This window comes from Bradyrhizobium sp. Ec3.3 (assembly GCF_000472925.1).
Classification (GTDB): Bacteria; Pseudomonadota; Alphaproteobacteria; order Rhizobiales; family Xanthobacteraceae; genus Bradyrhizobium.
The window spans coordinates 429,857-442,782 of the sequence record NZ_AXAS01000002.1 but is presented as its reverse complement, the minus strand read 5'-3'; the positions used below and the strand labels follow the sequence as shown (position 1 = coordinate 442,782).

General features: G+C 60.8%; 11 protein-coding genes and 2 pseudogenes. 8 read left to right on the top strand and 5 right to left on the bottom strand.

What is annotated here, in order from left to right:
• Nucleotides 1–207, bottom strand: a pseudogene (locus YUU_RS56075) (transposase); the annotation flags it as partial.
• Nucleotides 208–398: 191 nt separating this feature from the next.
• On the opposite strand from YUU_RS56075, the gene YUU_RS0104530 reads away from it, so the two are divergent.
• Entirely contained in the window at nucleotides 399–686 is a 288-nt protein-coding gene (locus YUU_RS0104530; RefSeq protein ID WP_156944086.1) for a hypothetical protein, read from the top strand.
• Nucleotides 687–967: 281 nt separating this feature from the next.
• On the opposite strand, the gene YUU_RS0104525 is transcribed toward YUU_RS0104530, so the two are convergent.
• Both YUU_RS0104525 and YUU_RS0104520 read right to left on the bottom strand, forming a co-directional pair.
• A complete protein-coding gene (locus YUU_RS0104525) occupies nucleotides 968–1,798 on the bottom strand; it encodes an LssY C-terminal domain-containing protein (RefSeq protein ID WP_027521298.1) in 831 nt (276 codons plus the stop codon).
• Between the two features lie 334 nt (nucleotides 1,799–2,132).
• Nucleotides 2,133–3,560 (bottom strand): DUF1254 domain-containing protein, encoded by a 1,428-nt coding sequence (locus YUU_RS0104520; protein WP_027521297.1) that lies wholly within the window; start codon nucleotides 3,558–3,560, stop codon nucleotides 2,133–2,135.
• Between the two features lie 275 nt (nucleotides 3,561–3,835).
• On the opposite strand from YUU_RS0104520, the gene YUU_RS0104515 reads away from it, so the two are divergent.
• The 5 genes from YUU_RS0104515 (at nucleotide 3,836) to YUU_RS0104495 (ending at nucleotide 9,911) form a co-directional block, all read left to right on the top strand.
• A complete protein-coding gene (locus tag YUU_RS0104515; protein WP_027521296.1) occupies nucleotides 3,836–4,768 on the top strand; it encodes an ornithine cyclodeaminase family protein in 933 nt (310 codons plus the stop codon).
• 285 nt (nucleotides 4,769–5,053) lie between these two features.
• Entirely contained in the window at nucleotides 5,054–8,461 is a 3,408-nt protein-coding gene (locus YUU_RS0104510; protein ID WP_156944085.1) for a CHAT domain-containing tetratricopeptide repeat protein, read from the top strand.
• 37 nt (nucleotides 8,462–8,498) lie between these two features.
• The gene (locus YUU_RS0104505; protein WP_245287946.1) at nucleotides 8,499–8,942 is read left to right on the top strand and encodes a hypothetical protein; all 444 of its coding nucleotides are present in this window, start codon (nucleotides 8,499–8,501) and stop codon (nucleotides 8,940–8,942) included.
• 4 nt (nucleotides 8,943–8,946) lie between these two features.
• A complete protein-coding gene (locus tag YUU_RS0104500) occupies nucleotides 8,947–9,144 on the top strand; it encodes a hypothetical protein (protein ID WP_027521293.1) in 198 nt (65 codons plus the stop codon).
• 2 nt (nucleotides 9,145–9,146) lie between these two features.
• On the top strand, nucleotides 9,147–9,911 hold the full coding sequence (locus YUU_RS0104495) for a hypothetical protein (protein WP_027521292.1): 765 nt from the start codon (nucleotides 9,147–9,149) through the stop codon (nucleotides 9,909–9,911).
• Nucleotides 9,912–9,951: 40 nt separating this feature from the next.
• On the opposite strand, the gene YUU_RS0104490 is transcribed toward YUU_RS0104495, so the two are convergent.
• Together YUU_RS0104490 and YUU_RS61025 are read right to left on the bottom strand one after the other, a co-directional pair.
• On the bottom strand, nucleotides 9,952–11,100 hold the full coding sequence (locus YUU_RS0104490; protein ID WP_245287952.1) for a tetratricopeptide repeat protein: 1,149 nt from the start codon (nucleotides 11,098–11,100) through the stop codon (nucleotides 9,952–9,954).
• Nucleotides 11,101–11,283: 183 nt separating this feature from the next.
• Nucleotides 11,284–11,379: pseudogene (locus YUU_RS61025) on the bottom strand (hypothetical protein); the annotation flags it as partial.
• A 297-nt stretch (nucleotides 11,380–11,676) separates the two neighbouring features.
• Here YUU_RS61025 and YUU_RS50035 point away from each other — a divergent pair.
• Both YUU_RS50035 and YUU_RS0104475 read left to right on the top strand, forming a co-directional pair.
• Nucleotides 11,677–12,534 carry a hypothetical protein gene (locus YUU_RS50035; protein ID WP_245287945.1) on the top strand — a complete coding sequence of 286 codons (858 nt, stop codon included), beginning with the start codon at nucleotides 11,677–11,679 and terminating at the stop codon, nucleotides 12,532–12,534.
• 68 nt (nucleotides 12,535–12,602) lie between these two features.
• On the top strand, nucleotides 12,603–12,902 hold the full coding sequence (locus tag YUU_RS0104475) for a hypothetical protein (RefSeq protein ID WP_027521290.1): 300 nt from the start codon (nucleotides 12,603–12,605) through the stop codon (nucleotides 12,900–12,902).
• The last annotated feature ends 24 nt before the right edge of the window (nucleotides 12,903–12,926 follow it).

Genomic DNA, 12,926 nt, shown 5'->3' with positions numbered 1-12,926 from the left:
TAGCCGACGTCGCTAGCGCGCGTCGCCATCGGCTGAATGCTCTTGCGGTCTCCTGGACCAATCAGCCCCGCGATATAGGCTGGACACATCCGCGCCCTCGTCTTGTGCCGTAGTGCCGCGACAAACGGCGCTAGCCAGCGATCGAGATCAGCCCGCCAGTCCACGTTCATTGATCGGCCCTCCATGAGCCGACCTCTTATGAATCACGCAAGCACTCTCTTGAGAATCCCAAAAATCTCGCCACCACTAAAAATCTGCCAGAGTAGTGTTAGAGAATCATATCCACCTGACGCTCGATACGAAAAGAGTCACAGCCTCGTAGGATGGGTAGAGCTCTTGCGAAACCCATCACCCCCTTCGCGCCACACTGCCCCAACTCGCTTTGAGTTCTCCGCCCCGTGTCGGCGCGGCGGGTGTTTGAAGATGGGTTTCGCTTCGCTCTACCCATCCTACGCGCTGCCTACGGCTCTCGAGGCGGGGCGCATCAATCACGCGGGGAGTTTGAACCCGCCATCGACGACTACAGCGCACAGATCGAGCTCACACCGAATGATCCGAAGGTCCATGGCGCCCGTAGTAAGGCCCACGCGGACAAGCAGGATGAGGTCGCGACGCTCGCCGATCAGCAGAAGGCCATCGAGCTGACCAGACAGCCGGACGACGGCGGCCTCCGCGCGCCACGGTAGCGCGGATGCAGGCATGGCCCCAAGGTCCGCGTTGGGTCACGAGCGCCGTTTTGAGCCATCGGAGTGAGGTCCGGTCTACCCTCAAGTTCGGAAAGATTTCGGCGCTGCTCAAACCGTCGCGAAGGTCCACTTCCGGACTCATGCATCGCAGCAAATGCGTGCTATTCGATCAGCCTCGTCGGCGCGCAGCGCCCACGATGAGGAAATGGCTAAATCTGGATACCGGTCAGACGCCCACAGGTCTCCGATATTGACGGCGGAAGCCACTCTCCGGGTGCGTATCAATCGCAATTTGCTGCGAGCACCGCCAACGCGATTTCGCCATCAGTAATGTAGTGGTTGACCCGCTCGGAGAGGAGATTTTCGCCGGCTTTGTACACTTTCACCGTCTCGATAGATCGATTTTTCCTCAACTCGCCGATAATATAGTCGCGCTCCGCATTTGTGTTAGAATCCGTGGCGTGGGTGATCTGATACGAAAGGCGAGTGAGGGAAAGGCCCGTGTCCTTGGTGCCGGCTCCTATCCAGAGAACGCTTTCATTGTCGGGCGGGCGTTCGGTGTTTAGCCAGAAATCTGCGGTTCCCCAGGTAGCCCGGGCGCGCTTCTGGCTCAAAGCCCAGAACCGTATGTGATGGCGCTTCCGGGGGCTGTTGTCGATTGCCTTCTGAAGGCCGATGTCCTGGCCACGCCCGAAAAGATAGAGTGTGCTGAATGGGGCGGTGGCATATGGAGCGTTCAGCGCGAAGGCTCGGACCATTCCCCATGAGCTGGCCAGACTGAGCCGATCTGCCTCCGACCAGCCGAGCGCCGCAAAGGCCTCGCGAAGCTGCTGGAGGGTGCCGACGAGCACGACATTCACGGGGTCTCCAGGCAATCCGTCACCCGTGATCGTGTAACTCGGTACACGCTTGCTTTGGAGAATCTTCAGCCCTATCCGAATGGCCCTCGGCAGAACAATGTACGCGGCAATGCCGTAGGTGGCACCGACGGCCAGAATCCAGGGTAGTCTGCGGTCCACGGTTTCAAAGACAACAAAGACAATCAACCAAATGCAGAAGATTCCCAATCCGAAGATCAGCAAACGTTGCACAAAACGTTTGAGTAATCTCATGATCTTGCACGGCTTGGTTCGAATTCCGATCGAATCAGCAACTTCTCGACGTCGGCTTGATTAGGTAGAAGATTAAATCCGTATTGTCGTTTGAGCAAATTATTCGCTCCGTTCTACTTCGTTGGTCAGAGCCGCCCTACAGGCGGCATGCAGGTGCATCAGCGAAGGACGATATCAGGGCCACGGACAATGTCTCGTTCGGGTCGTTCGCGACTGAGCCGAGCAGTGCTCGCTACCAATCGATCTCCGCTTCGGTCCCATAGCGCGCGCATTTGTGCAGACGCAGCAAATGACGCGAGGGGCCATTAGGCGACATCCACTTCGGGTAAGCGTCCTATTGGGCACCCAAAGTCGGGAGCGACACTCGCGAAACCGGCGGCGGGCTCCACTTGCCTGTGAGGGCCTCTGATCTTGGAGCGTAGAGACGCATCAGCAAATTGAATGCGCCCTTTGGGGCGGGAAGCCAGTTGGCCTCGTTGCCTGCACCGGGACCTTCATTCTGGAAGTAAAGGTCCAGTGATCCATCCGCGTTATACTTGAAGGGCATCCAACTGCTGACCGCAAACCGATTGATTGGGTTCGCAACCTGGAAGCCTTGGGCGTCATAGAGCGTGACGGACCAGAAGGCGTCCGCTGGCGGCGTCTCACCTTTGTCAAAGTGCAGCGTGTAATTGTTCGCTCCGTCGAGAGGCTTTCCGGTTTCGTCCGCTAGATTGATAGGGTAGATGGCATCCTCTGGAAGGTTAGCGCCTAAGCCAAGTTGAGCAACAATGGCGCGCTTCAAGTAGTAGTTGCCATATACACCCATCGTGTCGGTGTTCAGCGACCAACCGTGCGCCACGCGCGCCAGCGTCGGTATCTTCCACCTCATTAATTGCTGCGCTTCACCGGGAGCGCCCTCCAACGCTTTGCGAACGGCGGGTGCCGTCTTGTCCAGATCAAAGCTCTTTCCTACCTCGAAACCGATCCGCTGCAATTGCGCAATGACCGGCTGGTCGGTGATATGCGGTGGATTGACCTTGAGAAGCTCCGCCGCATAGGCAAAGAACTTCGCGGCGGGCATCGTGTCGATCTGAACCTTTGGCGGCGTTTTCATATCGACGCTTGGATCAATCTTTACTTCCACCGGCTTTGCCGTTTTTCCCCATTCAGCCAGCGGCGTGACCTTGTATCCGGCTTGTATCTTGTGAACTGCATCATAATCCGCTGGGCCGTCTGTCCTAGTTCGCCCAATGATCCAAACAAAGGGCGTCGGCGCGCTAATCCGCGTCATGTCCGCTGGGACCGTCCCGCTCCAGCCGGGGGGTGTGATGAGGAAGTTGCCTGCCTGTGTGCCGGTCGTGCGCCAGCCAGGCGAGGCAAATACATCGGTCCACATATCGAGCATTGGCAACAAGTAATATCGGCCATCAGTATTCGGCGCGGAAACGATCATCGGCTCCTTGGTCATGTCAAGCCACGCAATGGAGTAGAGAGTGTCAAAATTCACTCGCACTACTGTTCTGTAATCTGCGGGTGGATATTCGCTCACATTCGTGAAGGCATTCATCGGGCCTTTGCCTACTTCTTTGCCCGGCTCAATGTTGGTGGATTGCCTTCGCGTCAAATCCATCGTGATCAGTGGATAGAAGTACAGATAAGCATCGACGCCGATGGCGTGCGCTTCTTTTTCCGTTACGGGCGGTGTCTCGGCAAGCGCCGAAACTGTCAGCAACGAGAGAACGGTAGCTAGTGCCACAACGGGCAATCTATTTCTGATCATCTTCTTCTCCCTTTCCACGTGTCACAGGGAGAGACAGGTCGTCGCGACGGCAGATTGATCTAGATCAACCTATGTCCGCTCGGGGTCAAAATGCGAAGAACTGAACGAGAGCAAATCTCGTCCGCTGTGCCTCGCTAAGCGGACCTCGACGAGGCATATGCCACTTCGCTCATCTGCGGATTCGGACATTGTCCTAGCTCGCTTGGTGCTAGGATCAACCGTAGAATCCGGAAAATACCTTTTTGCCTTGAGTGCATCAGCGAGGGGAGGTTCCGATGGTGCTTACCCTGACCGAAGCAGCAATCGCCAGGGTTCTGAAATACGAACAACTCATACCCGCAATGGAAGAGGCGCTGTCGGCCTTTTCAGGCGGGCGCGTCATTCAGCCAGTGCGCAACATGCTCACAATCGAGGAAGGGAAGCGCTTCCTGGGCATCATGCCCGCCGCGGCGGAGCATGGGATCGGCGCCAAGTTAGTCTGCTTCTTTCCGAAGAACGCTGGTACGAACGTGCCGACACATCTAGCCGTGATCATGCTGTTTGAGCCGGAAACAGGGAAGCCACTGGCGTTTTTGGATGGGCGGCTCATTACCGAAATGCGAACGGCAGCCGTCTCGGCAGCGGTGACAAAATATCTCGTTCCCGATGGCAGTAAGGTTCTAACGCTGCTCGGAAGTGGAGTGCAGGCGCACGCGCATCTGCAGGCTCTACGGCACATAGGTAATTTTGAAGAAGTGAGAGTGTGGAGCCGGACGATGGATCATGCGCGGCGCTTTGCCGAACTGCATGATGCAACAGCGATGGACCTCGAACCGGCTGTGCGAGGTGCAGATGTCCTGGTGACCGCAACAAACGCTGTAGAACCCTTCTTGAAGGGCGAGTGGCTGAAGCAAGGTGCACACGTGAACGCGGTCGGCTCTCCGAGGCCGACCTGGCGAGAACTCGACGATGCAGCTATGCATAATACGCTGGTTGTGGACTCCCGCGAAGCCGTGCTCAAGGAATCCGGCGACGTAATTTTGTCCAAAGCTGCTATCTCTGCAGAGGCAGGGGAGCTCTTTGCCGGTTCGAAGAAATTGCGGCGGTCAGAGACAACCATCTTCAAGTCGGTGGGACTCGCCGTCGAGGATATCGCTACTGCGCGGCTCGTCTATGATGCGATTGAGGGTAGATCAGCGCGGGAGGATGTGACTGAGAGCCCCTGGTAGAAGCACGGCCCCTTGCAGGAGAACAGTCCGCCGGTTGCCGCCCGGCCGCCTTACGGCCCGACGGCGACCGTGCGTGGCTAGAGCGAACCGGCCTGGTTCCATCCGGGCAGTGATCCCGACGGTGACCGAATGACTGTGCGGCGCACCAGCGGCGAACAGGCTCGTCTCGAACCTTCGTCGGATAGATTTGTGCTTGTCCCGCGAGCGCCGATATCGATAGATTGTATGTGTTAGACGCGTTGATTTTTGACCATTTCTTTCAGCATGTGATCAGGGGCTCCGGTCATGTTCGAAAGTCATTTGAATCACCTGTCGCCGCCAGGCATCCGCAAACTCCTCGCAATCGGCGCTCTGCTGGCATCGACCGGCCCGGTATTCGCTCTCACACAGGAAGCGGCGGTCGAGAACTGCCGGATGACGGTCGGCAAGCCCATCGTGCAGGCCTGCATGCAGGCCCAGGGAGGTCGCAAGGCCGGTGCGGATATTGAAGCCTGTCGCGCCAAGGCCAGGCCGCAGGTTCATGCTTGCGTGCTCGCCGCCCTCAACGCAGCGAATGGCCGCGCCAATGTCGCGGTCGCGGCGCCAAAGGAAGAGGCGCCCAAGCTGGCGCCCGGGACGGCACTGCCCAAAGGCTTTGTGGCGCCGCCTCGGACGATCGCCGACATCACTGCAATCCTGGATAGCGAAAAGCCGGACGAGAAGTTGATCGCCGAGTTGAAGGCGGACGCTGATGCCGCGCCGACAGGGAAGGAATCCCGCGAGGATCTCGCGCAATTCTACTTCGATCGCGCCAATGCCCGCTCCCAGCTCGGGCGTCTCGCCGAATCCACCGCCGACGCCAACAAGGCCGTGGAAGTGGGCCGCGGGGCGGTCAGCCCGAACATGATGGGGCGATTGTTGCAGTTGCAGTCGGTGCAATACGCCCTCGCAGGCGATCCCAAGCGCGCGCTGGAGATCATGCAAAGGCTCTTGCGCGAGACGGTCAATGTGCCGGGCGCGAAAGGATATCAGTTCAACGCAAACCGCACGGTTGCGTCCATTCTCATCCAGATGGGTGATGTTGCGCAGGCCGAAGCCTATTTGCGTCGCAGCCTGACTGGGATTCAGGAAGCGCGTACCAGTGGGCTTCCTGGCTGGCGAGCCTCGTATGCAAAGTTCGGCCAGACCTGGGAGGGTGAAATCGAGATTACCCGCGGGATAATATTCGAGGCACGGGGGCAGTTTGCCGAAGCCGAGGCCGCTTATCGCGCGGCGGAGGTGCGCAAGAGAGCCGGTAACAAGGCAGTGTTGGAATCGGAAAACCCGCCAGCAGAGACGCTCCTACTGCAGGTTGTCGACAGCATGGTACTCAATCAGGCGCGCATGAAGGCGAGGCAGGGCAGACTGGCTGAAGCCGAGGTCGACGCGCGCCGGGCCCTTCTGGCACGGCTGAAGGACACCGGCAAATACAATCCGGTCACGCCGCGCTTCGTGATGGGCCTCGCCGGCATTCTGGTCGAGGAAGGCCGCTATGAGGAGGCCGAGCAAATCGGCCGCGTCGCGCTCGAGATCAACAAGACTGTCGGCGTGCCCGAGGAGTCGCAAGCCACCGTGCAGTTGCTCTCGCAGCTTGCCGGCATGCTGACGCTGCGGCGGAAGACGCCTGAGGCGAACGAGATGTATGCGAGGATCGACAAGGCGGTCGCCAACTGGGATCCGCAGCGGCGCCAGGTGTTCGAGCTCAATCCGTCGCGGATCCTGTCGCTCTATGCCTCCGGCCAGATCGATGCCGGCATCGCCGCGGCCGAGCAGTTGGTGAAGAGACAGGTCGGCCGGGTCGGCGAGAACCATTTCGACGCTGCCTCGGCGCGGGGAACGCTGGCGATCGGGCTGATGAGGGCGCACCGCGATGCCGAGGCGATCCGCGAGTTCAAGGCCGCGATCCCGATCATGATGGCGAATGCGCGGGAGAACGCCGACGACGAGAACACGACGGTAGTTGCCGCGCGCAGCCAGCGGCTGCAAGGGACCGTCGAAAATTATTTCCTCCTGCTCGCACGCGCCGAGGGAACCAGCAACGAGGTCGGCGAGGAGACCTTCAGCCTTGCCGACGCCATCCGCGGCCGGTCTGTCCAGCAGGCGCTGGCAGCTTCCAGTGCGCGCGCGGCGGCGAAGGACCCGGCGCTGGCCGATCTCGTGCGCAAGGAGCAGGACCTGACCAAGCAGGTCAATGCCCAGCTCGGCACGCTCAACAACGTGCTCGCCATTCCCTCGGCCGATCGCGACGAGAAGGGCGTTCAGCAGATCCAGGCCTCGATCGCGGCGTTGCGCGGCGAGCGCGACAAGGCGCGGCAGGAGATCAAGCAGAAGTTTCCGTCTTACGCCGATCTGGTTTCGCCCAAGCCGCCGAGCGTAGCGGAAATCCGCGCGACGCTGTCCGACAACGAGGCGATGCTGTCGTTCTATTTCGGCCAGAACGGCAGCTTCGTTTGGGCCGTCCCCAAGTCGGGTCCGGTAGCCTTCGCCGCAGTCAATGCCAGGATCGGCGACATCGAGAGCAAGATCCGCAAGCTGCGCGAGGCGCTCGAGCCGCAGGCGGCGATGATCTCGGACATTCCCCCGTTCGACCTAAAGCTCGCCTACGAGCTCTACGAGCTCCTGCTGAAGCCGGTCGAAGGCGGCTGGAAGCCGGCGAAGAACCTGATCGTCGTCACCAACGGCGCGCTCGGCTTGCTGCCGCTCTCATTGCTGCCGACGGCGCCTGCGGAGGTGTCGCAGGATGATGACCCGCTGTTCGTCAGCTATCGCAACGTGCCATGGCTTGCGCGTACCCATGCGGTAACGACGGTGCCGTCGGCGGCCGCTTTGAGGACGCTGCGGCAATTACCGCCAGGCAAGCCCGGACGCAGCGAGCTGGTGGCTTTCGGCGATCCCTATTTCAACAGGGATCAGCAGGCCGAGGCGGAAGCCACCGATGCCAAGGTCCAGGTTGCGGATGCCGGCGGCAACGTGACACGCGGCATGCCCTTGAAGCGGCGTAACAGTCCGAAGCTGGAAGGCGTCGACAGCGCCGAGCTCGCGCTGCTGCCCCGGCTGCCCGACACCGCGGACGAGTTGAAGTCGATCGCGATTGCCTTGCAGGCTGACCCGTCAAAGGTCTTGTTCCTGGGCAGCAAGGCGACCGAGAGCGCGGTCAAGACCATGAACCTCTCCGGCTTCAAGATCCTCGCCTTCGCGACCCATGGCCTCGTGCCGGGCGAGCTCAACGGCCTGACCCAGCCCGCGCTCGCACTGTCGTCGCCGGCGGTGACGGGAGAGGAGGGGGATGGCCTCCTGACCATGGAGGAGATCCTAGGCCTCAAGCTCGATGCAGATTGGGTCATCCTGTCGGCATGCAACACCGGTGCTGGAGCAGGGGCCGGCGCCGAGGCGGCCTCGGGCCTTGGCCGCGCCTTCTTCTATGCCGGTACGCGTGCGCTGCTGGTCACGAACTGGTCGGTGCATTCGCAATCGGCGCGGCAGCTGGTGACGGACCTGTTCAAGCGGCAGGCGGACGATCCGAAGATCGGACGCAGCGAGGCGCTGCGCCAGGCGATGATGGCTCTCGTCGACGGCCCGGGCTATCTTAACGGCGAGGGCAAGACCGAATTCGCCTACGCGCATCCGCTGTTCTGGGCGCCGTACTCGATCATCGGCGACGGCGGGGTGCGCTAGCGGGACGTGGTGTGTGGGAAGGAAGGGTTGAGCGAGGATGATGCGGAAGACGCTGCTCGGGCTCGTCGCGGCCGGCCTCTTGAGTTCGGGGGCCGCGCGAGCGACGCAATTGATCACGGAAGACGAAGCCAGGCTGCCACCGCCGAAGGCGGCCATTGCGACCGACCGGCGCGGCATTTTGCGCGGTCCGAAGGTGGAAGTGGTTTCGCCCAGCGATGCCGTCAGCTCGCCGCTGCGATTGCAGCTCAAGTTCGAGTCCTTCGGCGGGGCGAAGATCGATCCGGACTCGGTCAAGGTGATCTTCCTGCGCTCGCCCAACGTGGACCTGACCGCGCGGGTCAAGCCGTTCATCCAGGCCGACGGCATCAACATGCAGGATGCCGAATTGCCGCCGGGCGAATATATGGTGCGGGTCGACATCAAGGACAGCGACGGCCGCCCCGGCACTGCCAGTTTCATCCTGAAAGTCGCGCCGAAATGAAGCGATGAAGTGTCCCTATTGCCAGTCGGACAATGTCGAGAGCGCGCTGGTCTGCGCGTCCTGCGCGCGCGACATTGCCATTCCCGCCACGCTGATCGCCGAGCGCGACGATCTTCTGCGCAAGCGGGACCTGCTACGTGAGGAGTTGCGGCGCGCCCGAGCCGAGATCGAGGCGATCATGACCCGCAGGAAGTCGCGCTGACGATGGAGTGCCCGTTCTGCGCCGAAACCATCAAGGATGAGGCCATCGCGTGCAAGCACTGCTCGCGCGATCTTCGTGTCGTGCGTCCCATGCTCGCCGAGATCGACGAGATCGTCGCTGACCTCGACCGGCTCAGGCGCGATCTCGACCGGGTCGGCGCCCGGCTCGAGCGTTACAACAATCCGCTGCGGTATTTTGCGACCCACGCGGTTCTCTATGTCGCAATTCCCGCGCTGCTGCTGGTGGCCGCGCACGTCCTCGTTACCATCACCTTCAACATCTCGCCGCTGCCGCTGCGGCTGGCGTCGATCGTCATACCCCTGCTGTTCGGCCTCATCGCTTATCCGCTGCACCGGATCTCCCTGATCGGTGCGCTGGTGCTGGGCGTGCTGTGTGCGGCCCTCAGCATCCAGCTGATGCTGACGGTGACCGGCATCCACGACCGCGTCCCGATCCTTCCCGAAGTCTGGGTCGAGTGGCGCGAGGTCTTCGAATATGGCGCGAGCATCCTGCTCGCCTTCCTGTCCGGCAACATCCTCGGTGTCGTGATCTTCCAGGTGCTGCCGCGGGTGCTGACGCAAGGCGGCAAGCCCAACGCCTTCGCCTTCAGGATGGCGCGCCTTCTCGGCCAGCATGTCGGCGAGGAGCAACTGCGCCGCAGGGCGCGCCTGATCCAGGACCTCATGCAGACTGTCGGCCCGCTCGTGGGCGTCGCCGCCACGGCGGTCGGCTCGATCTATGCGGGATTGAAGGGGATCCTCGGGTAGGGGCCGGCTGCACCAATCCGTAAGAGCAAACGAGCGCAGTTCACTCGGGTAGCCCCGCCTTGCGGAGACCTTCGATCGCCAGCCTTGCGTTGGTCTGTCCACCTCGAGCCATCCACGTGGATATCGTGAAGGCGGGATCAAGCTCGAGCAGACGGCCCGCAGCCTCATGCGCTTCTGCATCACGTCCGAGATGGGCAAAAGCAGACGCCAGACACCAGTAAGTCGCCGAAAGAGAGGGGTTGAACCGGAAAGCCTTCTTGCCCGCGGCGATGGCCTCGTCAAAGCGACGAAGCTCGATAAAGGCCATCCCCATGCCAACCGATAACCGGTCCAGCATCGGGTCGATCGGGCTCAGGCGCGTTGCATGTTCGAAGCTGCGGATCGCTTCCTCCGGAGCCCCCGCGGTGTGATAGACCCAGCCTCTGTCGAGCCATAGCCAGTATGAATTGGGGTTGAGCGCGACCGCCCGGTCGACCATCTCGATACTACGTTCGAAATCGCCGACCATGAACGCCAAGACCAACGCGGACGTTGCCAGCGTCTGCGGATCACCATCATCGATCCTTGACGCGAGGTGCACAAACCGCACTGCTTCATTCCTGTCGGATTGAGGGTCAGTCGAGAAGCCCCATAGTACCTTGACCATGTGACAGAGACCCGCCAGCGCCGCGACAAAGCCGAACCCGGGATCGAGCTCGAGGGCGCGATTGGCCAGCCTGATCGCCTCGGCCACACCCTTGCGGGTCGCCTGGGAATACTGAGCCATGGCTCGGAGTTGAAGGTCATAGGCGGTGAGGTTTTCCGGCCGCCGCCGAGTTGCCGCTGCAATTTCCGTTCGAAGCAATGTTGGCAGGATCGCGCAGACGACCGCGGTCGTTATCTCATCCTGAAGTACGAAAATATCGCTCAGGTCTCGCTCGAAGCTATCCGCCCAGACATGCGCGCCCGTTGCCGCGTCGATCAATTGTCCTGCTATGCGAACTTTTCCGGACGCCTTGCGCACGGAGCCCTCGAGGACATAGCGCACGCCGAGCCTGCGTCCGACTTCCTTGATGTCGATCGCCTTGCCTTTGAAGGCGAAGCTCGAATTGCGAGCGATCACGAACAGCCAATGGAACCGCGAAAGCGCTGTCGTGATTTCCTCGACCATGCCGTCCGCGAAGTATTCCTGCTCGGGATCGCCGCTCATGTTGTTGAACGGCAGTACGGCAATCGAGATCCGCTCCGGATAAGGTAGCGTCTGTTCCGGCCGATCCCAAGACCCGGCAATCACATGCGCAGGCTCTCGCTCTTCGTGCACGACCCCGACGAAGCGGACGCCCTTGCGCGGTAGCGTCCTGATAAGCCGCTGCTCCTCGCCGCTGTCACCGATCGCGCATCGGACCCCATTGATGCGGGTCGTCAGCGCCGAGTCCGAAACGACCCGCCCCTTCCAGATCGCAGCGATGAGGTCGTCCTTGCTGACCACGTGTTCGCGATTGCAGATCAGGTACGCGAGAAGATCGAAGACTTGCGGCGCGACGACAACGAGGTCGCCGTTACGGCGGAGCTCACGCTGATCCGTGTTGAGAGTGCAGTCCGCGAATGAATAAAACAAATGCTGCCCCTCCAGGTAAGATGGCACCATGGATCGGGTTAGAAGGTAACGGTAAGAAAAAAGAAAGCCGCTTGTAAAGTGTTCCGGAGGACATGCTGGCATCCTCCGAACACGTCGAACAAGAACAGCATCGCCGCATGCCGATCTCGCGTTGCGGGGGAGGTCATCATGAGGGGCCTGATTGCGCTGATGGGCGGTACATGGTTGCTGCAGACCATCGCATCTGCCCGACGCGCCGGCACCTCGCTTGCCGTGTTGTCGCTCTGCACGGCGTGCATCCTCGGGCCCACGAACGACGCCAAGGCCCAATGCACCGCACGCGATGTGTTGCAGAGACAGTTGACGCTCAAGACGGCTCCCGCTGTCCCGAAGCCGCAGAGCCCGGTGACGTCCGCTTCGGATGTTGCGGTGTGGAAGACGATAACAATCGGGACATTCTCGAATTCGTTCGCTCTTCTCAATGCCATGAGTGCGATCGGTTGCGGCGTCGGCGACTCGGCTGCGGCGGCTCTTGCTCGGCCGGCCTTTACCGTCAGCGGCACGAAAGTGGCGGTGGAGCTTCTGACGGTGTCGGCCGCCGAACTGGGCTTTCAGGGCGAGACGGCGTCGCTACGGAAAATCTACGCGCTCGCGCAGCAACTGGGCTTCGGCCTTGCGCCGGCTGAAATCGCGCCGCAGCTCAGGCTTCAATATTTGGACCAGCCCATCGGTGAGTTTCTCATCATAGGAATGGAGCCGATCCGGACATGGACAGGTGAAGCAGTCATCCTGACCGTGGCAAATGGCGGAGCAGGCCTCATCCTCATCGGCCAGGACGGTCGCGCCGATGCGGAAATACCCCTGACCTCCCGCTTCGTGTTCGTGCGCACCTTGCCTGTGGCGCCGGCAGGTCTTGAAATCAGCCCACGTGCTTCAGCCAGTGACGATGCGAGCCCATCCGCCGCGAAAGGGCAGAGTTGTTGCCGCTTGCCAAGCCTGAACCAACAACAAGTCGATGAAGACAAACGTTCATCGAGATTGCGTTGAGATTCGTTCCTCAAACCTCGCTCGATACATGCCTCTTGGATCTTTCACATCACAATGGAGGTAGTCCCATGCCGATCGTGCAATTTACCCGTTTTAAGACCGACAAGCCTGAGGAAATGACCAAGATTGTCAGGCAGGCGAAGAAGATCTTCGAAAAACACGGTGCCGAATTTCTTCGGCTGTCCCGTTTCCACACGGGCCACTGGGCAGGAGAGTTGCTGGTGACGACGCGCTATTCCAGTTGGGAAGTCTACGGCAAGGTGCAGGAGGCCGTGGCAAAGGACCCAGAATTCGCGCAGGTGATGGCTGACGGACTGAAGATTTCCGAACTACAGGGCCGTAACATCGCCGTCAGCATCGATATCTAGTCGGGACGTTGCACAGCGAACCAG